The sequence below is a fragment of the Bacillus cereus group sp. N6 genome (assembly GCF_016483705.1).
In the GTDB taxonomy this organism is placed as follows: domain Bacteria; phylum Bacillota; class Bacilli; order Bacillales; family Bacillaceae_G; genus Bacillus_A; species Bacillus_A wiedmannii.
Genome location: NZ_JAEHBI010000003.1, coordinates 89,682 through 113,338, shown reverse-complemented (window position 1 = coordinate 113,338; position 23,657 = coordinate 89,682). Strand labels below are relative to the sequence as shown.

The following is a 23,657-nucleotide window of genomic DNA, read 5'->3' as shown; positions in this document are numbered from 1 at the left end:
ATTCACTCTCCCTTCACTCTCTCAAATACGACACCATGTGCAATTGTTGGAATGGTTTCTTTCTGCTGCATCATCATCGGACTTAATAACGCACCAGTAGCAACGACAAAAATTCGTTGTAAATTCCCTTTTTGCATCTCGCTTAATAAATGACCATATGTGACAACAGCTGAACAAGCACAACCACTACCACCGGCAAATACTTCTTCTTGACCGGGATCATAAATCATTAATCCGCAATCATTATATATATGCCCAAGATCATAACCTTCTTCCAGTAACAGTTGTTTTGCTATTGGTGTCCCAATAGCTGATAAATCACCGGTAACAATCAAATCATAATCTGCTGCACTTCTCTTCAAATCTTCAAAGTGTTGTTGAATTGTATGAGCAGCAGCAGGTGCCATCGCCGACCCCATATCTAAAGGATTCGCAATCCCTAAATCTTGCACTTTTCCAATCGTAGCTGCCGTAATTTTAATAGCACTTTTTTCTTTACTAATTAATATGGATCCCGCACCTGTAACAGTGGAATTTGCTGTTCCTGGTTTTTGTCCCCCATACTCTGTTGGATAACGGAACTGTCTTTCAGCCGTTGCATTATGACTACTTACCGTCGCTAAAACACGATTTGCGAATCCACCATCTATAAAGGCTGATCCAACCGCTAAAGTCTCCATCGAGGTTGCACAAGCGCTAAACATCCCTAAAAAGGGAATCCCCCACTTACGCGCAACATAATTTGCTGTCACTGTCTGATTTAATAAATCACCCGCTAAAAAGAAATCAATTTGTGATGTTTTTACATTTCCTTTTTGCAAGACTTGTTGAATTGAATCTGACATTAATCTTCGTTCAGCAAGTTCCCAGTTTTCCTCTCCGCAATGTAAATCATCATATGAAATATCAAAATCCTTCCAAAGAGGGCCCTCAGCTTCTTTTGGACCGACAGCAGTGCCGGTTGCATTCACATAAATATCATTTTGAAATACCCACGTTTGTTTTCCGGTCAACCTCATACTAGCCCCTCCTTTAAGACATAAAAATGTTAAAAGTATATCTTATTAATCCAATAACGTATGCACCAACGACCCCAAAAACGATAACACTTCCCGCTAGCTTAAACATATTTGTAGCAACCCCAAGCACGATTCCTTCACTCTTATGTTCTAGCGCAGCGCTCGCCATAGAATTCGCAAATCCCGTAACAGGTACGGCCGATCCCGCTCCAGCAAATTGACCGATTTTATCATATACACCACAACCTGTTAAAATCGCCGATAATAATACAAGCGTTGCAACTGTCGGATTTCCTGCCTCTTGTTCACTGAAATGAAAATAATGTATATAAAATTTCATCAATACTTCTCCGACAGTACAAATGAATCCACCTACAAAAAATGCCTTGACACAATTTAGGAAATAGTTTGGTTTTGGATGGTACTCCTTCACTTTATTTATGTAATCATCCTTTAGTTTTCGCCCTATCATTTATATACTGCCTCCTACTTTACGAAATAAATCCAGTGAAACAATGAGCCTATTACTTTGCCAAGTACAAGAGCAACGAGTAAAACAACGATTTTCCCTTCTACCCCTACTCGTTTCGCTAAAATAGGTAAAACATTTAACACTTCTGTTAATGCGGCTGCAAGCATTCCAATGAATGTGCCACAAAATATTCCTAATATAACAAGCCAATATTGCGACGTTTGAAATGTAATGTTTTTCAAACTACACCAAGCTCCTGTTAACGTACCTGCAATAACTGCCCACTCAAAATATTGAATGTGCTTTCCACTTCTCGTTAATTGAGCTAGACGAGGGATTATACCAAGTACAGCTAAAAATGCGACATATCCGCTACCCACTGCAATTCCTCCCGCTAAACCAATTAAAATAACAAGCCCAGACTCAATCATCGGCAAGTTGTTTCATATTGTCCTTGTTTTCATGAACAATTACATATTGGTCAAGTGACTGCTGATATTGGAACATCTCCACTTCTAACGGACTCGGCTCTTCATTAATTCGCTTTTGAAATACATGATTAAAAAATAAGACCATACCTAACCCAAGACCTACTGAATAAGGAATTTGAAATAGCAGTGGCTGCGCCTTAAATTCTCCCGTAATCATGTAATATAACCGCTGGTGCACTTGTTGCATGCTTACATCTTCATGGAAATAAATGATCGCAAGAGCCGCTCCAATAAAAAGTAACAACCATACAAGTCCGAAGAAAACCGGATGTACTTTCTTTTTTTCATATATAATTTCAACAAGAGTTTGTCCAGAACCGAGTAAATTAATTTGTATATGAGCCGCTTTTCGCCTAATAATCTCAATAATTTTCATAACATCAATTACAACATGCGTCTTATCATGCGCTGTTATTTTGTAAACTACCTCATCCTGTAACGACTCAACTACCACAGTATCTCCGGCAAGTTGAGCGACATCACGTAGTTTCACTTCATACGTAGGAGAAACTTTTAATCGATTACGCATTTTAATATAAATTGTTTTTTCCAATTTCTATTCACCTCTTCACTCTTCCTCGTAGTTGTAGTATGGTTATTGAATTTTTTTCTAATACAATTTTTTCATAAAAAAACATCTGTACCGTTTCGGTACAGATGTTTTTTAGATTATGCCTTTTTCTTAAATAAATTTGCAATACTTAATGCGAGTCCTCCCCAAATGACTACCATACCAATCACCATCATCATAATCGCTGATCCGCTCATTATGAAACACCCCGATCTTTCCATTCTTTTTCAAGCTTAGCAGAATCTGAATGTATTTGTGCATTCCATTTCTTTATACTAATGATTAATGCAACGATAAGGAAAGCTGCTGCAATTGACCAACCATATGTTACGACAAACTCCGTTGGATAATCTCCGTAGTTCTTTTTAATATTTTGGATTGTGCCATCAATTAACATGTACCCTAACATAAGCGGGGTAATAACGAGTAAACTTACTCTCCAAAACGTCCCTAACTTAATATCAGATACGAAGTTTGCATGATTTTGGTAAACTGGTAAACGGCGTAGAATGAGCCCTATCGTAACCACTTCCGCTAATGCAATTGAAATTAATCCGAAGTTATTAGCGAAATAATCAACAACATCTAGGAACATAAGCCCGCCACGTGTTGCAAAAACAAGAGAAACTAGTACGAGAAGCGTCCCCATAATTCCAATTGTTTTTTGGCGGCTTAAGCTGAACTTTTCAGATACGGCAGCAAAACATACTTCCGCAAGTGAAATGAGGGATGTAATTCCAGCAACCGTTAATGATAAGAAAAATAATACGCCAAATAACGGTGACATCGGTAACTCATTAATGATTTGCGGGAATACTACGAACGCAAGTCCTACACCAGCACTTGCTACTTTATCAACTGGTACTCCCATATTATTTGCCATAAACCCAAGAGCTGCAAAGACCCCAATCCCAGCTAACAATTCAAATCCTGAGTTTGCAAAGCCAGTAATAAAGGCATTATTTGTTGTATCTGAGTTTTTCGGTAAATAACTAGAATACGTAATCATAATTCCAAATGCTAAAGATAAGCTAAAGAAAATTTGACCATAAGCAGCAAGCCATACTTTCCCATCAAAAATACGACTCCAATCTGGTTTGAAGAATGCATCCAACCCTTGCATTGCACCTTCCATCGTCACTGCACGAACTACGATAATAAGGAACATAACAACTAATAAAGGGATGAAAATACGATTAACAACTTCGATTCCTTTTTTAACTCCTTTAAATGCTACACCGAGCACGATAATCCAAACGAGAGCTAATGGAATTAATACTTCCGGTACGAGCCCTCCAAACTGTCCAGGCTTATCTGCAACATGCAAATACTCTTTAAATAAAAATGATTGCGTGTCTTTCCCCCACGCTCCAGTAATTGCAAAGTACGTATAGGAAATAGACCAAGCAATAATTACTGCATAATATGTTGAAACGATAAACGTTACACACATTTGCCACCATCCGATAAATTCAGCACGCGGACTAATACGGAAGAATGTAAGTGGCGCTGAACCACGATGACGATGCCCAAGAGCAAATTCAAACGCCAATAATGAAATACCAGTCGTTAATAATGCGAATAAGTACGGTAAAAAGAATGCGCCTCCCCCATTTTCATACGCTGTATAAGGAAAACGCCATATGTTTCCTAATCCAACGGCAGAGCCGACCGCTGCGAAAATGAATCCGGCCCTCGTTCCCCATTGTTGCCTCGTTTCCATATTTCCTTCCCCCTTTGTGACAAGTTCATACTCGGATTATATTTTAAATTTACTAAATTATCAATAAATTCTGTTAATTTTTACGGAAGTTTACAATCCCTACTAAATTAAAGTCATAAAAAAAATCGAATAGATAGCTACTCATCTATTCGATCTTTCATCTGTTTTAATATTTTCTTTTCAAGTCTTGAAACTTGTACTTGCGAAATACCTATGCGCTCCGCTACTTCAGATTGGGTTTGGTCTTTATAGTAGCGTAAATATACAATTAAACGTTCTCGATCATCTAATTCTCTAATTGCTTCTTTTAAAGCAATTTTATCAAACCATTTCGTTTCAGATTGATCAGCAATTTGATCTAAAATAGTGATTGGATCTCCATCGTTTTCATACACCGTTTCATGTATGGATGAAGGAGCACGACTCGCTTCTTGCGCCAGAACCACTTCTTCTGGCGTTAGTTCTAACGCTTCGGCTACTTCGTTAATCGTTGGTGCCCTTCCGAATTCTTTCGAAAGCTCGTCTCTCATCTTTCGAATTTTATTTCCTGTTTCTTTTAAAGATCTACTTACTTTCACTGATCCATCATCACGTAAAAATCGTTGTATTTCTCCAATAATCATTGGAACTGCATATGTTGAAAATTTCACGTCGAAAGATAAATCAAATTTATCTACCGATTTTAAGAGCCCAATACATCCAATTTGAAATAAATCGTCTGGTTCGTATCCTCGATTAAGAAAACGCTGCACAACCGACCATACGAGACGCATATTACTTTGAACGATTGTATCTCTCGCTTGTTGATCTCCATCTTGACTTTGTTGAATTAACGCTTTTAGCTCGTGGTCCTTTAACTGAGGTTTCTTCTTCTCATTTTTGACCTCTATGTCCATAGGCTATTCTCCTTAATTGCATAGAGCGTTACTATTTGATAAGTATTTTGTCAAATGGATTGTTGTCCCGAAAGATTCGTTTGAAATAACTTCTACTTCATCCATAAAATTTTCCATGATAGTAAATCCCATTCCGGAACGCTCTAATTCAGGTTTAGTTGTAAAAAGGGGTTGTCTTGCTTCATCTAAATCAAAGATGCCAATCCCTTCATCTCGAATCGTGAGTTTCACCATTGCTTCTTCCAAAATTACAGAAATATAAACAACACCTTCTGCATTTCCATCGTATCCATGAATAATTGCATTCGTAACTGCTTCTGACACAACTGTTTTAATCTCCGTAAGTTCTTCCATCGTTGGATCTAGTTGCGCAATGAAAGCAGCTACTGTAACGCGAGCGAATGATTCATTTTGACTTAATGCTGAAAATTGAAGGTTCATTTCATTTCTCATTTATGCCACCCCCAACGTCGCGAGCGCATGCGCTTCACTTTCTTCTAAGCGAACAATTTTAAATAAGCCCGACATTTCAAATAAACGTTTAACAGGCGGTGAAATTGCACAAACAACCATTTCTCCACCTAATCCCTTTACATGCTTATATCGGCCTAATATAACACCTAAACCAGAACTATCCATAAACGATAAGTTCTCTAGGCTCAAAACAATATGATGAACACCATGTGTCTCAATCATATCTGTTACTTTCGTTCGCAACTCTTCAGCAGTATGATGATCTAATTCACCCGCTAGTCTCACACATAGGACGTCACGCTTTACTTCTAATTGCATGGAAAGACTCACACGATTTCCTCCTTATGCTCAAACTTTACTCATTTACATACATAAAGATTTTCGTGATACAACATAAGAATCCTTCCTACTGACAAAAGAAGAACTATTTCGCCATAAAGTGAAACCATTCGGCAATTATTTACTTTCATACGAATAGAAAAGCGGCAAAATGTTTGCCGCTATTTTGATGTTGAAAACATCCCAAAACTTCTTTTAAATAACTCCCACCAGCTCGCTGCAGCAACATCTTCTTTTGCTACAATTGTTTGTTTTAATAAAACATCTTTATCTTTTTTAATAACAAGTGTACCAAGCGCGTCACCTTTTTTAATCGGCGCTTTCACTTTCTTTTCAGCAATTACTTCTTGCTTTACTTTGTCCATATTTTCGCCCTTCTTCATAAGAAGAGACACATTGTCTGACGCAACTAAATCTACTTTTTCTTTTTTCCCCTTTCCTACTTGTACAGTCTTAATTTTTTCTCCTCGTGTATACAATTTCTTTGTCATATATTGTCCAAATGCGTAGTCAAGAAGCTTTGTTACTTGATTATTCCGTTCTTTCGATGTAGGTGCTCCCATAACAACTGAAATAACACGCATCCCATTCTTTTCAGCCGATGCTGTTAAACAATATTTTGCTTCTGTCGTAAAGCCCGTTTTCACACCATCTACTCCAGGATAAAAACGTACTAACTTATTCGTATTCACGAGCCAAAACTTCTTATCCGTATCTTCACGTAAATAGTCTTCGTATTTACCTGTATATTTGCGAATAAGTGGGTACTTCATCAATTCTTTTGCCATTATAGCCATATCATTTGCTGTGGAATAATGGTCTTTAGCCGGAAGACCTGTTGGGTTTTGAAAATGAGTATTTTTCAGTCCTAAATCTTTCGCTTTTTTGTTCATCATATTTACAAAACCTTCTTCTGAACCTGCGATATGCTCCGCTACTGCAACTGACGCATCATTTCCAGATGCAATAGCAATACCTTTTAGCATTTCATTTACAGTCATCTCTTCTCCAGGCTCTAAAAAGATTTGTGATCCACCCATTGAAGCTGCATGCTCACTTGCTCTAACTTTATCGGTCAGTTTTAGTTTTCCTTTTTCAACTTGTTCCATAATTAATAGCATTGTCATAATCTTCGTCATACTAGCAGGTGGTAACTTCTCATTTGGATTTTTATCAAACAAAACTTTACCTGTATCTTGTTCAATTACAATTGCTGATGACGCTTGTTCCGCTAACTTCGGTGTTGTTTCTTCTGTTTTTTCCTGCTTCGTCTTCTCAGATTGTGCGAAACTAACTGAAGTACCAGAAAGCAATAACATGAAACAAACAAGTATTCCAAAAACTCGCTTCATGACTAACCCTCCATTCTATATCAAACCTATTTTTTCCAATTTATTATTTTTTAATACCATATTTTTCTAATATTTTCAGTTGACAAATATATTCATCACCTATATTGTATTAAGTGTATTACATACAGTAGTACACTTAATACAAGTCAGAAAGGAGACATTGCTCTTGCATATTCAACTTGATCCAAGAAGCAACACTCCGATATGGGAACAAATTGTTCAAAATATAAAAGAACTCGTATTGAAAAACATGTTAGCCCCAAGTGATAAACTTCCTTCTGTACGCGAACTCGCTTCTTTACTCGTTATAAATCCAAATACAGTGAGTAAAGCGTATCAAGAGTTAGAGCGACAAGGGATTATTGAAACATTACGAGGAAAAGGAACATTTGTATCCCAATCGATTACCCCAACATTAGACGAAAGGAAAATCGCTATGGTTGAAAAGCAATTTCATCAATTACTATTAGAAGCCTCTTATCTTGGTATTACGAAAGATAAAATTCATGATTGGATAGATTCATACTATAAAGAGATTGGAGGAAATACGGATGCTGAAAGTGACAAGCCTCAAGAAAACAATTGATAATCAAACAATTTTAGACGATGTTTCTTTCACATTACAAAAAGGAAGTATCATCGGATTACTTGGAAGAAACGGTGCGGGGAAAACAACTTTATTACGAACGATGGTCGGCATTTTAGACCCTGATGCAGGGACTGTTACATATGAGGATACAAACATTCATCAGTGTCCTGAAATAAAGCAAAAAATCGTATATGTTCCGGATTCTACTAACATACTGAACGGATATACGGTAAAAGAAATTGTAAAGTTTTATAAAGAAGTTTATACCGCATTTGATGAAGCATATTTCTATGAACTGTTAGAACGTTTTAACTTACCAAACAAACGAATTCGTAGTTATTCAAAAGGGATGAAAGCATTACTTGCCATCATTTTAGCCGTTTCTACAAAAGCAGAATATATCATTTTGGATGAACCGACAAACGGACTTGATCCTATCGTTAAAAGGCAGATTTTGCAGTTTCTCGTTGGAGAAGTTGCAGAAAAAGAGATTACCATTTTCATCTCAACTCACCATTTAGATGAAGTGGAACAAATTGCAGATACAATTATTATATTAAAAGGCCATACTATATCTTCTATTACATCACTAGACGATGCCAAATCACGATTTGCAAAAATACAAGTAGCTTACGAACGTTCATTACCTCAAAAACTAGAAAACTTAAGCAATATTAAAATATTAAATCAAACAGGAAAAGTATATACAATCTTAATTGAGGGAAATGTGGCTGCAACACTGGAGAAGTTTTATAAAGAACAACCTATACTCATTGAAGAATTAACAATGTCACTTGAAGATGTCTTCGTTACGACACTAGAGGAGGATGGGTATGTTTCATAAGGCGTTGTGGATGTGGAATTGGAAGCGCGGGAAATATGCTGTACTACTGTTCTTCTTTTATACACTTTATCTTCTATCTTTCGGATACTATAAAGCAGCTCAGCAACAACTTGCTAATTATTATAAATTACATGAAAAGGGAACGTTCTATTATGATTATGCTTTTTGGTCAAATACAGGTAATAGTTTTTGGATAACTATCCTTATTATTTCTATTGCTTGTCTATTAATAGGGTGGGAACGTAGCAGCCAGTCTAATGCACTACTTTTAACAATGCCATTTAAAAGAAAAGATGTTTTCTTATCTAAATGGGCTTTCGGTTCATTTTGGATTATTGGGTCTCTCCTTGTAAACTGGATTCTTATGTACTTTATTTATAGAACAACAATTCATTTTGATTATCAATCATTCGGGCCATTTCATCGATACTTTCTTTATGCAATTGTTTCATATGTTGCAGTATATACAGCTGCATTATGTATCGGTGCCTTTACTGGAAGCGTTGTTTCACAAGTTGTTTTTTGTATTCCTTGGTTACTAATGGGTCTTACATTTATTTCATTGCTGTACAATTTTACAATAAATCATTTAAATGTTCAAAACAATAGAAACTCTCACTTATATGAAAGTCTTTCTGAAATAAATAATAAAACAAATATTGTTGCACCAATATATAATTTTTCTATTTATTACGATTATGATCCAAAATCACGTAAAAAAGAAAACGATCCAAACACTTTAAGAGATCCAGCATCTTATAGATATTATTCAGCTAAATCCATATTGGTCCCGATTTTTTATACAATATTTTACTTACTACTTGGCGCATATTTATATACAAGATCACCAAATGAAAACACTCAAAAGATATTTATTTTCCAAAAACATTTAAAAATATGGATATGGGGGACAACCATTTACTTTGCATTACTAGGTGGCTATAAAATAAATCAATTTTATTTCTTACCTAACTACTATATCAGTTTGTTTCTCGCTGGAATCATTACTTATGTTGTATTATCACGCCTAACAAATTATAAAGTTTTTTAAAGGAGAGATCCTATGTTTCAAAAAGCACTATGGCTAAGAACATATCAACAAAGTAAATATGTTGTATGGTTATTTTGGCTCGTCAGCTTCTATACTTTGTCATATAAATACTATATGACTTCTATTCAACAGCAATATTTTCTAAATATGAATAAAAAATGGAAAGTTATATATCATTACAGTTTTGATTTAACACTTCTAGATTCTATCATGCTGTTAGGTAGTGTGCTAATCGTTCTAGCTTGTACGTTAATTGGATGGGAAAGACAAAATAACGCTAGCGACTTGTTATGGTCTATGCCATTTAAACGTTCACACCTTTATATAACAAAGTGGTTGTTTGGAATCTGTAATATCGCCGCTGTTGTCGTTTTAAACTGGGGGCTATTTGCTATTATGAAAAAGTTAACTTTTCATAATAAATATCAAGTATTTTCCCCTTTTCATAGTTACTTTATATACATGTTAATTGTATTAATCGCTATTTATACACTTACCTTATGTGTAGGTACAATTGCAGGGAATATTATATCGCAAGGATTTCTTACTGCAGCTATATTAATCTTCCCAGTGTTACTTCCATCTCTAATATCAGGAGTCATTGCTGTTCACTCGAATGCCGACTTTCATGAGAACAATGGCAGTATACATGATATTATGGAAAACATACGTATTTCTGGTCCAGCAGAAGAGTTTACTATTAGCTTTAATTACGATCCTCAAAACGCTTATACTGATAAGGATGGAGTACGTCATAATGAACCAAACTTTACAACAATCCCGCCGGCAAAAACATTGATTGCACCTATTGCACATATTATTATTTTATTATCACTCGGTATATATTTATATGCCCGTTCAGTCAATGAGCGAAATGGTAACTACTTATTGTATCCGAAACTACAAAAAGTAGTTATGGCTTGTGCGATTTTCTTTGGTGGAATCGTTGGAGGCTTAATGCTAAGTCGCGCGCATTCATTGCCTAGCTTTTACATCGGATTTTTAGTGACTAGTTTCATTACGTATTTCTTCCTACCTAAAATATTAAAATGGAAAGTCTCTTGGAATTTTAAATAAAATAACCTCCTCTTCATGAGGAGGTTATTTCACATTCTCTCTTCTTTTCCCATACTCTTTTTCTTGCTTCGTTCCAAACCCGTCACCATTTGCGACGATTTGATCTGTTGGAGCAACTATGCTTTCAGCAATTCTCCATTCTCCTCCTTGTTGAATAAACACTTGCATAAAATAATTCATGCCATTTAACTGATACGGATTTTCTTTTTTCACTTCATAACGAGCTGCAACATAATACACTTGCACATTCTCAGCTTCAAACTTAGAAATATATTGCGATAATCTCGGGATGTACTGTGATGCTTTCTGAAGTGGAAGTTGTTTTACTTTTATAAGAGAAGACTTTGTCACATTGCTTATCGTATCTTCATGCCGAATGTTATCACTATGATGAAATAAAATAGCATTCTGCATAGAACGAATCCATAGTTTTGAATATAAAACAGGTTGCTTATTTGAAATATGTTGTAATTCTTTCTGAACGACTTGAAGAGGCGTTGCAGCGTCCACGAATTGATTAAAGCAGAAAAAACTTCCAATCATAATGAAAAGCATACAAATACGTTTCATAATCTTTCACTCCGATTCTTTTTAATTAAAGTATTGGAGTTTCAAAATGTTTTTATTCAAAAGAAAAAGGATAGGAAAACTTTCGCTTCCTATCCTCATTTATTATAATACGCGGCCAAATAGCTCTAACACCATTTCGATTTCTTGGTCGCTCCAACCTTTAAATTTCTCTTTATAATATTCTTTACGCACAGCTTCAAGTTTTTCAGTTACTTCTCTTCCGTGTTCTGTAATTTCTAGGTACACGATACGACGGTCTGAATTTGAACGCTTTCTTTCTACAAACCCTTTTCGTACGAGACGATCAGTAACAGCTGTAATATGACTAGAGGTTACGTTTACTTCACTCGCAATTTGCGAAGCCATCTGTGGACTCTTTAAAAATAACGCGCGTAATACAGAAAATTCATTGTATGGCATATGTTCTGCAAAACGTGTATTAATATCATTTTGTAATAAACGTATCATCTTTCGAAATGATCCGGATAACTCTAAAATCAGTGTTTCTCTTTTTTCGTTCACTAGCCTCGTCCCTTTTTTATCATATTTACACATATTATAATCTATAAATACCCTTATTGTATATGCTTTCTTTCTTTAACATTCTCATTTATGTAACTTTTTCATACAAATTTCTTTTTTGTTCACACATATACATATAAATAAGGATGGTGATGGAAGATGCAAGGTGGAATGAATCCTTATTTACACAACGTACGTACAGCTAATACTGGTAAAGAAGCTACCATTACGGTGCAAGGTGAAGGCGTTGTAAAAGCAAAACCAAATGTTGTTATATTAACGATTGGTATTCGTACAGATCATAAAAATGTAAAACAGGCACAAGAAGAGAATGCAGTGCAATCAAAACAATTATTGGATGCACTAAAACAACTAGGTATTGCCGAAAAAAATATAGAAACCATTTCATATACGATTACGCCCCAGTACGAATATGTAAATGATAAAGCATTACTACAAGGATATCGTGTGGAACATTTGTATGAAATTACCGTTTTAAATGTACAAAAAGCAGGGGAAGTATATGATATAGCCGTTTCAAATGGAGCAAACTTAGCAAAAGGGTTACGTTTTCGAATATCTCATCCAAATAAATATTATGAGCAAGCTCTTATTCAAGCTCTGCAACAAGCGGTAGAAAAAGCTCGTGCTATTGCGAGTACATACAATTTAAACATTAATCCAGTTCCACTCTCATTCGTTGAAGAATCCGCCCAATTACCACGGGAAGTGACGTCCTATGCTACTTTACATGCGCAAGCAGCTCCGCCCATTCAATCAGGAGAATTAGAAATCATTTCAACAATACGAGCCATTTTTACGTATTTATAAATAATTTCTTTTATAAGTAAACGTTATCATTTTCCTTGTTGTAAAAACATGATGTTCTGATATAATAAAGGACGGTGAGCTCTTACAAAAGAGATATCACGGGTGGGAGAGGGATATGAAAAAGAAGGTTTAACATGAAAGGAATACTTGAAAGAACATTTAAATTAGGTTTACACGAAACATCACCAAAACAAGAAGTTTTAGCTGGAGTTACGTCATTTTTCACAATCGTATATATTATGATTGTAAATGCATCAATTTTATCGGATGCTGGCATTCCTCTTGAAGCTGGAATTTTAGCAACTGTTTTCAGTTCATTTGTCGGATGTCTGCTCATGGCATTTTGGGCAAATGCACCTGCTATTCTTGTCCCTGGTATGGGCGTAAATGCATTCTTCACGTACACTGCTGTGCATACGCTCGGATTAGCTTGGCAGGAAGCATTAGCAGCTGTCTTCATCTCTGGTATTATTTTTGCAATTGCTGCGTTTACACCAATCGCTCGCTTGCTTTCAGTATCGATTCCAAAGTCATTAAAGGAAGCTATTACTGTCGGCATCGGATTATTTTTAGCATTTATCGGATTGCAAAAAGGTGGTTTAGTCGTTTCGAATCCAAATACTGCTGTTGCAATGGGTAAATTAAGTAACCCTGTCGTTCTTGCGACACTACTTACTCTTATCGTTGCACTTGTACTATTTATTCGTAACGTACGTGGAAGCTTTTTATGGACGATTGCAATAGGAACTGGTATTGCATGGCTATTTGGTCTTGTTGATACAAGTCAAATCGGAAATAGTTCATTCTCATTCGCTAATTACGGCGATGTGTTTGGAGCTATGTCATTTGGCAAACTTTCTTCCTTACCGTTTTGGATTGCAACATTCTCCTTAAGCATGGTGCTTATTTTTGAGAACATGGGACTTCTGCACGGTTTATTAGAAGATGACCGTAAATTCCCACGTGCTTACCAAGCCAATGCAATTTCAGCAATGACATGTGGTCTATTTGGCACAAGCCCTACCGTATCAACAGTAGAGAGTGCTGCAGGTATTACTGCAGGCGGAAAGACAGGTCTGACGTCTATCGTTACAGGGTTGTTATTCTTCGCATCACTGTTTGCACTTCCGTTTGTGAAACTAATTCCTGATAGTGCCATTGCACCAATCTTAATTATTATTGGCGGCCTGATGATTACAAGCATTCAGCAAATTCCTCTGAACGATTTTTCAGAAGGATTTCCAGCGTTCTTAATTATCGTCATGATCCCGCTCACATATAGTATCGCTGATGGCATTGCGTTCGGATTTATTGCTTATCCTATCTTAAAAGTTGCTCTTGGAAAGCGTAAAGAAGTCGCACCGTCTATGTATATCGTTACATGCTTATTCTTAGCCATGTTCGTATTACATGCTATTGGTTAAGTAAAAACACCGAGGAATTTTCCTCGGTGTTTTTTTACTTAAACCATCCTTTTTTATAAAACCAAGCCATCATCCCACCGCCAATTAGCGCCATTAGAAGTAGACAAATAAAATAACTATATTGTCCACCAAGCTCTGGCATATGCGTAAAGTTCATTCCGTATACTCCCGCAATAAATGTTAATGGCATGAAAATAGTCGAGAATACAGTTAATGTTTTCATAATGTTATTCATATGATGTGAGTTTAATGAAAAATAGCTATCCCGAATATCTGCCGTTAACTCGCGGCTTGCTTCAATCATTTCTGTCAGTTTAAGCAAATGGTCATGTATATCTTTAAAATAAATCTCATGATCACTTATACCGTAAAAACGAGTCGAATTTAAAATACGATACAATAAATCACGCATCGGAATGATTGTGCGCCTTAGCTTCGATAAATCTGTACGTATATCAAATACTTCTTCTAATACACTTCCTGCTGTCTCACCCGTTAAATTATCATCAATTGCATTTAAATGATCCTCAATGTAATATACAGGCGCAAAATAGTCATCTACAATTTGGTCGATAATTGTATGCGCTACGTGTAAAGGACTATTTTTAATACGCTTCTTTTCCCCAAGTGTTTTCCATACTCTTTCGATTGCATTGTTATGAGAAAAGTGGAAAGAAACAATAAAACGATCACTAATAAATAAATCAATCTCGTGCGGTTCTAATCCATCCTCACCAAATGCATGAAGAACTAAAAAGTTATATCCATCATAAAAATCAACTTTTGGTCTCTGTACATATTCTATACAGTCTTCAATTGCAAGGGGATGGAACTTAAAATGATCTTGCAAAATGTATGTATACTCTTCTTTCGTTGGCTTATATAAATCTAGCCAATACCATACAATATGGTCTTTCGTTGTTTCTTCTAGCGAAACATCATATAATACTTCATCTGTTTTTGTTATTGCACAAATTCTAATCATAATTTCACCCATTATTATTATAAACAAAAAATAGCAAAAAAAGCCAAGGAGAAATACTCCTTGGCCCTTTTTTATTATTCGGTAACGATGCCGTGCACTAATGTTGGTGCATCTACATGTTCGTTAGCAATCTTCATGTTCTCATAAATTTTTGCTTTTACATCGTCCACATTTTCACGGTTTGCGTAAATTGTAACAAGGGATTCACCTTTTTTCACGCTGTCCCCTACTTTTTTGCGAAGCATTAAGCCAACTGCTAAATCAATTTCAGATTCCTTCGTCGCACGTCCTGCTCCTAAAAGCATTGCTGCTGTTCCGATTTCATCTGCAACGATTTCTGATACATAACCGTCTTCCTTCGCTTCTACTTCAATTTTAAACTGTGCTTGTGGTAATTTAGAAGGATCATCAACAACAGAAGCATCGCCGCCTTGCGCTGATAAGAACGTTTTAAATGATTCTAGCGCTTTACCGTTGTTCATTACTTCAATTAATTTCTCACGTGCATCTTCTAAAGATGAAGCTTGTCCAGCAAGGTATACCATTTGACTTCCAAGCGTTAAACATAACTCTTCTAAATCTTTCGGTCCTTTACCTTGTAATGTATCAATTGCTTCTTGTACTTCAAGTGCGTTACCAATCGCCTCACCAAGTGGTTGACTCATATCAGAAATAACAGCCATCGTATTACGACCAACGTTATTACCAATGCGCACCATTGCTTCTGCTAAACGTTTTGCATCTTCATCTGTTTTCATAAATGCACCTGCTCCAGTTTTTACATCAAGAACAATTGCATCTGCACCAGCAGCAATTTTTTTACTCATAATCGAACTTGCAATAAGCGGAATTGAGTTTACTGTTGCCGTTACATCACGAAGTGCATATAACTTTTTATCCGCAGGTGTTAAGTTTCCACTTTGACCAATAACTGCGATTTTGTTTTCATTTACAAGTCGCATGAATTCATCATTTTCGATTTCAACATGGAATCCTGGAACTGCTTCTAATTTATCAATTGTACCACCAGTATGTCCTAACCCACGTCCAGACATTTTTGCAACCGGTACACCTAAAGCGGCTACTAATGGACCTAACACAAGTGTTGTTGTATCACCCACACCACCTGTTGAGTGCTTATCTACTTTTACCCCTTCAATAGCTGATAAGTCGATTGTATCACCGCTATTTACCATTGCCATAGTTAAATCAGCACGTTCTTGATCGTTCATATCTTGGAAGAAAATTGCCATTGCAAGTGAACTTACTTGGTAATCAGGAATATCACCATTCGTATATCCTTCAACAATAAAGTTAATTTCTTCTGTCGTTAATGCATGTCCGTCACGTTTTTTTGCAATTAGGTCCACCATTCTCATTGTGAGGTCACCCCTTCATTTGTTTTACGATTGCTTTTACTAATGCTAAGAAGTTAGCTTTAACACGTTCTGTCGTTTCGATTACTTCATCGTGATGAAGTGGCTGATCTAAAATACCAGCTGCCATATTTGAAATACAAGAAATACCAAGTACTTTCATACCAGCATGACGCGCTACAATTACTTCAGGTACTGTTGACATACCAACTGCATCTCCGCCAAGTGTACGAAGCATACGAATTTCAGCAGGTGTTTCATATACAGGACCTGTCATTCCAACGTATACACCTTCTTGTACTTTAATATTTAAGTCCGCTGCAACTTGTTTCGCCATTTCACGAAGTTCTGTCGTATATGATGTAGACATATCAGGGAAACGTACACCCATTTCAGAATCATTCGGTCCGATTAATGGATTTGTACCCATGAAGTTAATGTGGTCTGAAATTAACATAAGATCACCTGGCTCAAATGCTGTATTTACGCCACCAGCTGCATTTGTTACAACAACTGTTTCTACACCTAGTTCTTTCATAACACGAACTGGGAATGTTACTTTTTGCATGTCGTATCCTTCATAGAAGTGGAAACGTCCTTGCATTGCTACTACTGTTACCCCTTGAAGTGTACCGAATACTAGTTGACCTGCATGACCTTCTACAGTTGATACTGGGAATTCAGGGATTTCACTGTAAGGTACTGTTACTGCGTTCTCGATTTCATCTGCTAATACACCTAGTCCAGATCCAAGGATTAGTCCTACTTGTGGCGTTTCTTGAAATTTCTCTTTTAAGTATGAAGCTGATTTTGTAATAAGTTCACGATTCATTTGTTTATCCCCCTATTTCTTTAGCTCGTTTAAGAAGCTTGTTCCGTGTTCTGGCATTTTCACGCCGAAGTTTTCTGCTACCGTTGCACCAATATCAGCAAATGTTTGACGAATTGATAATTCTTGTCCGCCATCTTTCATGCTTGGGCTATATGCTAATAACGGTACATATTCACGTGTATGATCAGTACCGTGGTGAACTGGATCATTACCGTGGTCTGCTGTAATTAATAATAAATCATCTTCTTTTAGTTTTTCGAATACTTCTGGAAGACGAGCATCATACTCTTGCAGAGCTTCTCCGTACCCTTGTGGATCACGGCGGTGTCCAAATAATGCATCAAAGTCAACTAAGTTCAAGAAGCTAAGACCTGTAAAGTCCATATTTAATGTATCTACAAGCTTATCCATTCCATCCACATTAGACTTCGTACGAAGTGACTCAGTTACACCTTCACCATCATATATGTCAGAGATTTTACCGATAGCAATAACATCGTAGTCACTATCTTTTAATTCATTCATTACCGTACGGCCGAATGGTTTTAATGCATAATCATGACGGTTTGGTGTACGTGTAAAGTTTCCAGGCTCACCAACGAATGGACGAGCGATAACGCGACCTACCATGTATTTCTCATCTAATGTTAATTCACGTGCAATTTTACAAATTTTATATAACTCATCAAGCGGCACTACTTCTTCGTGTGCTGCGATTTGTAATACGCTATCAGCAGAAGTGTAAACGATTAAAGATCCTGTTTCCATTTGCTCTTGACCAAGCTCATCAAGAATCTCAGTTCCAGAAGCTGGTTTATTACCGATGATTTTACGACCTGTTTTTTCTTCTAATTCATCAAGTAATTCTTTCGGGAAGCCTTCAGGGAAAACTTGGAATGGTGTATCAATGTAAAGACCCATAATTTCCCAGTGACCTGTCATTGTATCTTTGCCAGTAGATTTCTCTTCCATTTTTGTATAATATCCAAGTGGTTTTTCTACTTTAGAGATACCTTTCATTTCACGAATGTTACCAAGACCTAATTTCACCATGTTAGGCATTTGTAACCCATTCATATGTTCAGCAATGTGACCAATTGTGTCAGATCCTAAATCACCAAATTGCTCAGCATCTGGTGCTTCACCGATTCCAACAGAATCCATTACGACTAGGAATATACGTTTATATTTATTCATAACTGCGACCTCCTATAAGTTCAGTTCTACTTCTTGTAGTATGTTCAAAACGCTATAAAGTGAAACTGTTCTCCATAAGAATTCTCTTTCGTTCTCATTGTCAAACAGTACTTCTTTAATTGATTCTCTAACCTATTTCGTTTACTTTGAAACGACTCAAAAACATTTCTAGTTTTTTCTAAGTCAGATGTCAGACATCTGATACAGATATCATAACATGTTTACGCTTTCTTTTTAATACATTTTCGTAGAATTTCTCATTTTCTTCACACTTCTATTGTAATCCATTATACAAATAAGTGCTAATTATTTTATGATTTATTTCTTCATATAAAGTGAAACTTTGATTAGTAGGAGTTTAGTTCTTCTCCACTGATTATAAGCCCTCATCAATTGGACGTTTACGGAATAAAAATAAAAAGCAGCTCTAAAGAGCTGCTTTTTATTTTACTTCTACTGTTTCTTCTTTATGTTCATGTAGTTCACCTTTTTTAACATGAACTTTCACTTTGTAAGAACCGTTTTCTTTGAAAGTATGTTTCGTTTCATACTCTCCTTTATTTCCTTCTTTCGCTGGAATAAATTCGTGTTTTTCAACACCCTCTTTCCAAATCTCAAGTTGTACTTCAGCACCAGTTAACGCTTCTTCTTTTTGTTTTAAATGAACTTTCATAGTCGATTCAGCATTTGCTTTTATATCACCAGCCATAAGATGGATCATTGTATCGCTTTTATGATCGCCATGTCCTGCACCGTGATCACTATTTTCTTTTTTCGCATCTTCTACTTTTGCATTTCCTACAGCGACTTTTGTTTCTGGCATAACATGCATTTCACGTGCATTTGTATGAGGAATAATATGATATACTCCATCAGTTTCAAATGTTTTCTCTACTGCATAAACACCTTTTCCTTTATGCTTACCATCTAACATTTCGTGCTTTTCGTCGCCATCTTTCCAGATCTCAAACTTTACATCATCAGCATCCGTTACTCTTTCTTTTCCTTGTGTAACAAGTGCTTGTACTTCTGTTTTTTCACCAGGTTTAATTTCTTTCGGATTCGTTTGAACCGCTACTTTTATAGCTTCCAGTTTCTGTTCTTTTTTCGGTTCTTCTTTGTTTGTATTACAGCCAGCCAATGCTAGCATCGCGATAAATAAAGTCATAATAAGTTTTTTCATCTTTATTTCCTCCTTCATACTTTCCTTAGTATAGAGGAAATACATTATAATATTCTAGTCTTCTGCTGAAAACAATGTACGAAATGTTTGTGAAGTTTTTGTGAAGTACTATAGCCTTTTGAATCTATGAAAAAAAGAGCATAGTCATTATGCTCTCGGATGAAACTGTTTATATACATCTTTTAATCTAGCTTTTGAAACATGCGTATAAATTTGCGTCGTTGAAATATCTGCATGTCCAAGCATTTCTTGCACAGCACGCAAGTCTGCTCCATTTTCTAATAAATGCGTAGCAAAAGAATGGCGCAACGTATGCGGTGTAAGCTCTTTTTCAATATTTGCTTCTTTCGCCAATCGTTTTAAAATTTTCCAAAATCCTTGTCTTGATAATCGATTCCCATGATGGTTTAAAAAGAGTGCATCTACTACTTTTTTACCCATCAATTCTCTTCTTCCCTTTTCAATATACTTTTGAATCGCTTCCGTCGCTAAACTTCCTAGTGGAATAATTCTTTCTTTATTCCCTTTCCCTATGCAACGAACAAATCCCATCGTTAAATGTACATCTTCTAAATTTAAGGCAATTAATTCCGAAACACGAAGTCCTGTTGCATACAATAACTCTAGCATCGCTTTGTCACGAACCCCAAAAGCACTCGTCATTTTTGGTGTCTGAAGTAACGCCTCTACTTCATCGATTGATAGTACTTTCGGTAATCTCCGTTCTCCTTGCGGCGTTTCAATATGTACGGATGGGTCGTGCTCTACCGCCCGTTCACGAAGTAAAAATTGGTGAAACGAACGAATCGATGCAATATGACGTGCTAATGTTTTCGAAGATTTTCCGTTTTCTTTTAAGTGCTGCAGAAAATTAACAATGTGCAAGCGTGTTACTTCATGAAAGCTTTTCGCCTGTTCTACATTTTGCAAATACTTTACATAACTTTTTAAATCACGTTCATAAGATACTACTGTATTTTTCGCTAGCCCTTTTTCGACAACCATATAATGAATAAAATCTTTTAATTGATCTTCCAATCTACACTACTCCCCATTTTCATAGAAAAACATCATTCTATTTACGAAAGCATCCTTTGCCGGCTCTTCATTCCCTGATACTTTTTCTACAGTCTCTTCTTTTGGCTTTTCATAACGATGATAGCTTTCGTATTCTTCATTTATCCATAGTATAGCGAAATAAAACAAAATCGTACAACTTGTAAATAATAAAAATACTTTTATCCCATCAAAAGTTAATTTTAAAGCTCGGCGCATTGTAAATTCCTCCAAAATATAAGTTATTACAACATATGCCAAGCTTTCACCAATTTATACCTTATTCAAATAAAAAACCTCTTCCTAGTTAAATAGGAAAAGGTTATTTTTCATCCGTTTCATTTTCTTGACAATTTTTACAAATCCCATGGAATGTTAAACGATGATCCTTCACCTTAAAGCTCCAGTCATGTTCTACTTTCCTTTCCACTTCACCAAGTAAATCTTCTTGTATTTCTTGTACAGCACCACATTGTGTACAAATCAAATGATGGTGGAAACGCTGCGCACCTTCTTGGCGTAAGTCATAGCGTGAAACACCGTCTCCGAAGTTAATCTTATCGACAACTTTTAACTCAGATAATAGTTCTAAAGTTCGATAGACGGTTGCTAATCCGATCTCTGGCGACTTTTCTTTTACAAGGAGGTAAACATCTTCTGCGCTTAAATGATCTTCTTCATTTTCTAGCAGCACACGAACTGTTGCTTCACGTTGCGGTGTTAATTTGTAGCTCGCTGCATGTAATTGCTTCTTAATTCGTTCAATTCTTTCTTCCATTCGGTACTACTCCCTCCTCGCCACTCTTACACCATTATATCAGAAGAAGGGCTTCTGTCAAAAGAAAAACAATAAAAACAAATTGATAATTATTCTCAAAAAGTATTTATTGTTTATTAATAGCCTCAACGACTTCTTTCATTAAAACTGGTGATGCATAAGCTTCTACACTAGAAGCGAGAGCGAGCACCGCTCCAATGATAAGAAAGAAGCATGTATAACGAATTAATAATGGGAATAGCGGCTCGGTTATTTTCCGTATAAATTGATGCCTAATCATTCGTAAGGAAAAGCTTGCAGCAATTGTTGTCATAACGAGAAATACTGGAATGATAATGAGATTTTGCGGCAATACAGAAACGAATGCTAATAATAATCCATTCCATCCATGCTGACTTACTAAAAAACCTACTGTAAATCCGACAACTACTCCTTTTACAAACAATAAAATAAAAATAAGTGGCAATCCAATAATTGAAATCCCTAAAATCCAAATAAATCCAATGTATTTTAATTGTGAAAAGTAACTTTCTCGAAACATTTCGCTTGCAATAGCAAATTCTCCTTTAGAAACTTGTCCAAAAAAACGTTGTAAATAAAATGATAAATCTTGTTTTTGATTTAATTGTAAACTATTTACAAGAATGGCCCCAAATATTACTCCCATCAATAATAAAACAGCGTTAAATATATATAATGAAGAGTTTTCCTGTATGTGAGACATTACACGGTCTTGCCAAGTTTTTCTCCACATTTTTCTTCCCTCCGTTCACACTCTTACTAAAAATGTATGAAAGAAAGAAAAAAGTATGACGAATTAACATTGAAATTCCGCTCTACTTTGCTAAACTAAAAAGTAGAGAATAGGAGGGATTTCTCTTGAAACCATTATTATTAGATTTTCCAACATTATTTCAAACTGAACGCTTACAAGTTCGTAAGCCATTTCCAGGTGATGGTGCAGAAGTGTATGAAGCAATCCAAGCTTCTCTAGAAGACTTAGTACCGTGGATGCCAATTAACGCTGAAACAGAAGAAAGTGCTGAAGAAATCGTTCGTAACGCTCACGGGCAGTTTTTACTTCGTGAAACACTTGATTTTCACTTATACGATAAAGTATCTGGTACATTCATCGGAGCTATAACGCTCAAGCCTGAAAACTGGGATATTCCAAAGTTTTCACTTCACTTCTGGCTGCATAGTGCTTATACAAAACAAGGCTATATGACTGAAGCCATTAAAGGTGCCATTCAATTTGCCTTTGATAAGCTAAGTGCTAGAAGAATTGAAATTCGTACTGATGCAACAAATGCAAATGCATGTAACCTAGCAGAACGTTTAGAATTCATTCTAGAAGGTACAATGGAAAATGATTTCATAGCACCAGATGGTAGCTTACGTGATGCACGCGTATACGCAAAAATCAATTAAAAAACACTCGCCTTTGGCGAGTGTTTATTTTTGTAGTTGTAAATATTGTACTGCAAACATCGTCTTCGCATCATGAATACGAAGATCTTTCATAAGAATAATCGCTTCTTCTAACGATACTTCCATCAATTCCACGAATTCATCTTCATCTAACTCGGCTTTATTTTCTTTTTTCGTCAAACCTGTCGCTTTATATACATATAAAATTTCATCTGCAAATCCTGGAGATGTATAGAAAGAAGTAATAAGCTCCATATTTTCACATACATATCCTGTTTCCTCTTCTAATTCACGAACTGCTGTCACCTCAGGTTTTTCACCAGGTTCTAACTTGCCGGCCGGAATTTCTATAATCGCCTTTTCAAGCGCTTTACGATACTGCTCGACAAGCACAATTTTCCCCTCATCAGTAATAGCAATAATAGCAACTGCACCAGGGTGATTTACAATTTCACGTTTACTCATTGCTCCATTTGGTAATACTACATCATCAACACGAACTTTTATAACTCTACCATCAAAAATCGGCTCAGTTTTTACTGTTCTCTCTGCAAGATTACTCATACTACTTCAT

General features: G+C 36.1%; 29 protein-coding genes. 7 read left to right on the top strand and 22 right to left on the bottom strand.

The window, feature by feature from the left end:
* Positions 1-2 precede the first annotated feature (2 nt).
* The 10 genes from spoVAD to dacF all read right to left on the bottom strand — a co-directional run bounded on the left by spoVAD (position 3) and on the right by dacF (position 7,337).
* Complete coding sequence (gene spoVAD, locus JDS99_RS03770; RefSeq protein WP_088123347.1) at positions 3-1,019, bottom strand: stage V sporulation protein AD; 1,017 nt, start codon at positions 1,017-1,019, stop codon at positions 3-5.
* Positions 1,020-1,032: 13 nt separating this feature from the next.
* On the bottom strand, positions 1,033-1,491 hold the full coding sequence (spoVAC, locus tag JDS99_RS03765) for a stage V sporulation protein AC (RefSeq protein ID WP_199694589.1): 459 nt from the start codon (positions 1,489-1,491) through the stop codon (positions 1,033-1,035).
* Between the two features lie 14 nt (positions 1,492-1,505).
* Positions 1,506-1,922, bottom strand: coding sequence for a stage V sporulation protein SpoVAB (gene spoVAB / locus JDS99_RS03760; protein WP_000572948.1), 417 nt, complete (start codon positions 1,920-1,922; stop codon positions 1,506-1,508).
* The gene (gene spoVAA / locus JDS99_RS03755; RefSeq protein WP_098857181.1) at positions 1,915-2,535 is read right to left on the bottom strand and encodes a stage V sporulation protein SpoVAA; all 621 of its coding nucleotides are present in this window, start codon (positions 2,533-2,535) and stop codon (positions 1,915-1,917) included. Before spoVAA ends, spoVAB begins: the two co-directional genes overlap by 8 nt.
* A 116-nt stretch (positions 2,536-2,651) precedes the next feature.
* Positions 2,652-2,750, bottom strand: a complete 99-nt coding sequence (locus tag JDS99_RS03750) for a methionine/alanine import family NSS transporter small subunit (protein ID WP_000016829.1) — start codon at positions 2,748-2,750, stop codon at positions 2,652-2,654.
* Complete coding sequence (locus JDS99_RS03745; protein ID WP_000450092.1) at positions 2,750-4,276, bottom strand: sodium-dependent transporter; 1,527 nt, start codon at positions 4,274-4,276, stop codon at positions 2,750-2,752. Before JDS99_RS03745 ends, JDS99_RS03750 begins: the two co-directional genes overlap by 1 nt.
* Positions 4,277-4,413: 137 nt before the next feature.
* Positions 4,414-5,172, bottom strand: a complete 759-nt coding sequence (sigF, locus tag JDS99_RS03740) for an RNA polymerase sporulation sigma factor SigF (RefSeq protein ID WP_000350733.1) — start codon at positions 5,170-5,172, stop codon at positions 4,414-4,416.
* Between the two features lie 12 nt (positions 5,173-5,184).
* The gene (spoIIAB, locus tag JDS99_RS03735; RefSeq protein WP_048546248.1) at positions 5,185-5,625 is read right to left on the bottom strand and encodes an anti-sigma F factor; all 441 of its coding nucleotides are present in this window, start codon (positions 5,623-5,625) and stop codon (positions 5,185-5,187) included.
* Positions 5,626-5,976 carry an anti-sigma F factor antagonist gene (gene spoIIAA / locus JDS99_RS03730; RefSeq protein ID WP_000059133.1) on the bottom strand — a complete coding sequence of 117 codons (351 nt, stop codon included), beginning with the start codon at positions 5,974-5,976 and terminating at the stop codon, positions 5,626-5,628.
* 170 nt (positions 5,977-6,146) lie between these two features.
* Positions 6,147-7,337 (bottom strand): serine-type D-Ala-D-Ala carboxypeptidase DacF, encoded by a 1,191-nt coding sequence (gene dacF / locus JDS99_RS03725; RefSeq protein ID WP_000831992.1) that lies wholly within the window; start codon positions 7,335-7,337, stop codon positions 6,147-6,149.
* A gap of 166 nt (positions 7,338-7,503) precedes the next feature.
* On the opposite strand from dacF, the gene JDS99_RS03720 reads away from it, so the two are divergent.
* Genes JDS99_RS03720 through JDS99_RS03705 form a run of 4 tightly spaced genes read left to right on the top strand, consistent with a single transcriptional unit; the run spans position 7,504 to position 10,898 of the window.
* Positions 7,504-7,923, top strand: coding sequence for a GntR family transcriptional regulator (locus tag JDS99_RS03720; RefSeq protein ID WP_046957464.1), 420 nt, complete (start codon positions 7,504-7,506; stop codon positions 7,921-7,923).
* Positions 7,889-8,770, top strand: coding sequence for an ABC transporter ATP-binding protein (locus JDS99_RS03715; RefSeq protein WP_046957465.1), 882 nt, complete (start codon positions 7,889-7,891; stop codon positions 8,768-8,770). The genes JDS99_RS03720 and JDS99_RS03715 overlap by 35 nt, the downstream gene beginning before the upstream one ends.
* The gene (locus tag JDS99_RS03710; RefSeq protein ID WP_097907165.1) at positions 8,760-9,821 is read left to right on the top strand and encodes an ABC transporter permease subunit; all 1,062 of its coding nucleotides are present in this window, start codon (positions 8,760-8,762) and stop codon (positions 9,819-9,821) included. The genes JDS99_RS03715 and JDS99_RS03710 overlap by 11 nt, the downstream gene beginning before the upstream one ends.
* Before the next feature lie 12 nt (positions 9,822-9,833).
* Positions 9,834-10,898, top strand: a complete 1,065-nt coding sequence (locus JDS99_RS03705; RefSeq protein ID WP_098857179.1) for an ABC transporter permease subunit — start codon at positions 9,834-9,836, stop codon at positions 10,896-10,898.
* Between the two features lie 24 nt (positions 10,899-10,922).
* Here the strand turns inward: JDS99_RS03705 and JDS99_RS03700 are convergent, their stop codons facing one another.
* Both JDS99_RS03700 and JDS99_RS03695 read right to left on the bottom strand, forming a co-directional pair.
* Positions 10,923-11,468 carry a hypothetical protein gene (locus JDS99_RS03700; RefSeq protein WP_000820916.1) on the bottom strand — a complete coding sequence of 182 codons (546 nt, stop codon included), beginning with the start codon at positions 11,466-11,468 and terminating at the stop codon, positions 10,923-10,925.
* A gap of 102 nt (positions 11,469-11,570) precedes the next feature.
* A complete protein-coding gene (locus tag JDS99_RS03695; RefSeq protein WP_001003308.1) occupies positions 11,571-11,990 on the bottom strand; it encodes a MarR family winged helix-turn-helix transcriptional regulator in 420 nt (139 codons plus the stop codon).
* Positions 11,991-12,149: 159 nt separating this feature from the next.
* Between JDS99_RS03695 and JDS99_RS03690 the strand changes: the two genes are divergently transcribed.
* Positions 12,150-12,821, top strand: coding sequence for an SIMPL domain-containing protein (locus JDS99_RS03690; RefSeq protein WP_001161447.1), 672 nt, complete (start codon positions 12,150-12,152; stop codon positions 12,819-12,821).
* A 134-nt stretch (positions 12,822-12,955) separates the two neighbouring features.
* Positions 12,956-14,245 (top strand): NCS2 family permease, encoded by a 1,290-nt coding sequence (locus tag JDS99_RS03685; protein WP_060488352.1) that lies wholly within the window; start codon positions 12,956-12,958, stop codon positions 14,243-14,245.
* A 34-nt stretch (positions 14,246-14,279) separates the two neighbouring features.
* On the opposite strand, the gene corA is transcribed toward JDS99_RS03685, so the two are convergent.
* The 9 genes from corA to spoIIM form a co-directional block, all read right to left on the bottom strand.
* The gene (gene corA, locus JDS99_RS03680; RefSeq protein WP_060488448.1) at positions 14,280-15,242 is read right to left on the bottom strand and encodes a magnesium/cobalt transporter CorA; all 963 of its coding nucleotides are present in this window, start codon (positions 15,240-15,242) and stop codon (positions 14,280-14,282) included.
* A gap of 62 nt (positions 15,243-15,304) precedes the next feature.
* Positions 15,305-16,609, bottom strand: a complete 1,305-nt coding sequence (locus JDS99_RS03675; protein ID WP_087985129.1) for a pyrimidine-nucleoside phosphorylase — start codon at positions 16,607-16,609, stop codon at positions 15,305-15,307.
* Between the two features lie 7 nt (positions 16,610-16,616).
* Positions 16,617-17,438 carry a purine-nucleoside phosphorylase gene (locus tag JDS99_RS03670; protein ID WP_098857176.1) on the bottom strand — a complete coding sequence of 274 codons (822 nt, stop codon included), beginning with the start codon at positions 17,436-17,438 and terminating at the stop codon, positions 16,617-16,619.
* A 12-nt stretch (positions 17,439-17,450) separates the two neighbouring features.
* A complete protein-coding gene (gene deoB, locus JDS99_RS03665) occupies positions 17,451-18,635 on the bottom strand; it encodes a phosphopentomutase (RefSeq protein WP_199694588.1) in 1,185 nt (394 codons plus the stop codon).
* 442 nt (positions 18,636-19,077) lie between these two features.
* Positions 19,078-19,818, bottom strand: coding sequence for a FixH family protein (locus JDS99_RS03660; protein WP_098857175.1), 741 nt, complete (start codon positions 19,816-19,818; stop codon positions 19,078-19,080).
* 147 nt (positions 19,819-19,965) lie between these two features.
* Positions 19,966-20,856 (bottom strand): site-specific tyrosine recombinase XerD, encoded by an 891-nt coding sequence (gene xerD, locus JDS99_RS03655; RefSeq protein ID WP_199694587.1) that lies wholly within the window; start codon positions 20,854-20,856, stop codon positions 19,966-19,968.
* Between the two features lie 6 nt (positions 20,857-20,862).
* Entirely contained in the window at positions 20,863-21,093 is a 231-nt protein-coding gene (locus JDS99_RS03650; RefSeq protein WP_001250432.1) for a YqzK family protein, read from the bottom strand.
* Positions 21,094-21,196: 103 nt separating this feature from the next.
* Positions 21,197-21,652 (bottom strand): ferric iron uptake transcriptional regulator, encoded by a 456-nt coding sequence (gene fur, locus JDS99_RS03645; protein WP_000392655.1) that lies wholly within the window; start codon positions 21,650-21,652, stop codon positions 21,197-21,199.
* 106 nt (positions 21,653-21,758) lie between these two features.
* Positions 21,759-22,376 (bottom strand): stage II sporulation protein M, encoded by a 618-nt coding sequence (spoIIM, locus tag JDS99_RS03640; protein ID WP_242475614.1) that lies wholly within the window; start codon positions 22,374-22,376, stop codon positions 21,759-21,761.
* A gap of 155 nt (positions 22,377-22,531) precedes the next feature.
* On the opposite strand from spoIIM, the gene JDS99_RS03635 reads away from it, so the two are divergent.
* Positions 22,532-23,083, top strand: coding sequence for a GNAT family N-acetyltransferase (locus tag JDS99_RS03635; RefSeq protein ID WP_000803489.1), 552 nt, complete (start codon positions 22,532-22,534; stop codon positions 23,081-23,083).
* Between the two features lie 24 nt (positions 23,084-23,107).
* Here JDS99_RS03635 and JDS99_RS03630 read toward each other — a convergent pair whose 3' ends face one another.
* Positions 23,108-23,647 carry an NUDIX domain-containing protein gene (locus tag JDS99_RS03630; RefSeq protein WP_000067040.1) on the bottom strand — a complete coding sequence of 180 codons (540 nt, stop codon included), beginning with the start codon at positions 23,645-23,647 and terminating at the stop codon, positions 23,108-23,110.
* Positions 23,648-23,657 lie beyond the last annotated feature (10 nt).

What these genes read in the sequence shown, in the direction of transcription:
- JDS99_RS03690 (WP_001161447.1), top strand. Translation starts at nt 12,150, where the DNA reads ATGCAAGGTGGAATGAATCCTTATTTACACAACGTACGTACAGCTAAT.
- JDS99_RS03650 (WP_001250432.1), bottom strand. Translation starts at nt 21,093, where the DNA reads ATGCGCCGAGCTTTAAAATTAACTTTTGATGGGATAAAAGTATTTTTA.
- fur (WP_000392655.1), bottom strand. Translation starts at nt 21,652, where the DNA reads ATGGAAGAAAGAATTGAACGAATTAAGAAGCAATTACATGCAGCGAGC.
- JDS99_RS03710 (WP_097907165.1), top strand. Translation starts at nt 8,760, where the DNA reads ATGTTTCATAAGGCGTTGTGGATGTGGAATTGGAAGCGCGGGAAATAT.
- sigF (WP_000350733.1), bottom strand. Translation starts at nt 5,172, where the DNA reads ATGGACATAGAGGTCAAAAATGAGAAGAAGAAACCTCAGTTAAAGGAC.
- corA (WP_060488448.1), bottom strand. Translation starts at nt 15,242, where the DNA reads ATGGGTGAAATTATGATTAGAATTTGTGCAATAACAAAAACAGATGAA.
- JDS99_RS03630 (WP_000067040.1), bottom strand. Translation starts at nt 23,647, where the DNA reads ATGAGTAATCTTGCAGAGAGAACAGTAAAAACTGAGCCGATTTTTGAT.
- JDS99_RS03705 (WP_098857179.1), top strand. Translation starts at nt 9,834, where the DNA reads ATGTTTCAAAAAGCACTATGGCTAAGAACATATCAACAAAGTAAATAT.
- spoVAC (WP_199694589.1), bottom strand. Translation starts at nt 1,491, where the DNA reads ATGATAGGGCGAAAACTAAAGGATGATTACATAAATAAAGTGAAGGAG.
- JDS99_RS03675 (WP_087985129.1), bottom strand. Translation starts at nt 16,609, where the DNA reads ATGAGAATGGTGGACCTAATTGCAAAAAAACGTGACGGACATGCATTA.
- JDS99_RS03700 (WP_000820916.1), bottom strand. Translation starts at nt 11,468, where the DNA reads ATGAAACGTATTTGTATGCTTTTCATTATGATTGGAAGTTTTTTCTGC.
- JDS99_RS03745 (WP_000450092.1), bottom strand. Translation starts at nt 4,276, where the DNA reads ATGGAAACGAGGCAACAATGGGGAACGAGGGCCGGATTCATTTTCGCA.
- JDS99_RS03715 (WP_046957465.1), top strand. Translation starts at nt 7,889, where the DNA reads ATGCTGAAAGTGACAAGCCTCAAGAAAACAATTGATAATCAAACAATT.
- JDS99_RS03685 (WP_060488352.1), top strand. Translation starts at nt 12,956, where the DNA reads ATGAAAGGAATACTTGAAAGAACATTTAAATTAGGTTTACACGAAACA.
- spoIIM (WP_242475614.1), bottom strand. Translation starts at nt 22,376, where the DNA reads ATGTCTCACATACAGGAAAACTCTTCATTATATATATTTAACGCTGTT.
- dacF (WP_000831992.1), bottom strand. Translation starts at nt 7,337, where the DNA reads ATGAAGCGAGTTTTTGGAATACTTGTTTGTTTCATGTTATTGCTTTCT.
- spoIIAB (WP_048546248.1), bottom strand. Translation starts at nt 5,625, where the DNA reads ATGAGAAATGAAATGAACCTTCAATTTTCAGCATTAAGTCAAAATGAA.
- JDS99_RS03660 (WP_098857175.1), bottom strand. Translation starts at nt 19,818, where the DNA reads ATGAAAAAACTTATTATGACTTTATTTATCGCGATGCTAGCATTGGCT.
- spoVAD (WP_088123347.1), bottom strand. Translation starts at nt 1,019, where the DNA reads ATGAGGTTGACCGGAAAACAAACGTGGGTATTTCAAAATGATATTTAT.
- JDS99_RS03670 (WP_098857176.1), bottom strand. Translation starts at nt 17,438, where the DNA reads ATGAATCGTGAACTTATTACAAAATCAGCTTCATACTTAAAAGAGAAA.
- spoVAB (WP_000572948.1), bottom strand. Translation starts at nt 1,922, where the DNA reads ATGATTGAGTCTGGGCTTGTTATTTTAATTGGTTTAGCGGGAGGAATT.
- JDS99_RS03750 (WP_000016829.1), bottom strand. Translation starts at nt 2,750, where the DNA reads ATGAGCGGATCAGCGATTATGATGATGGTGATTGGTATGGTAGTCATT.
- deoB (WP_199694588.1), bottom strand. Translation starts at nt 18,635, where the DNA reads ATGAATAAATATAAACGTATATTCCTAGTCGTAATGGATTCTGTTGGA.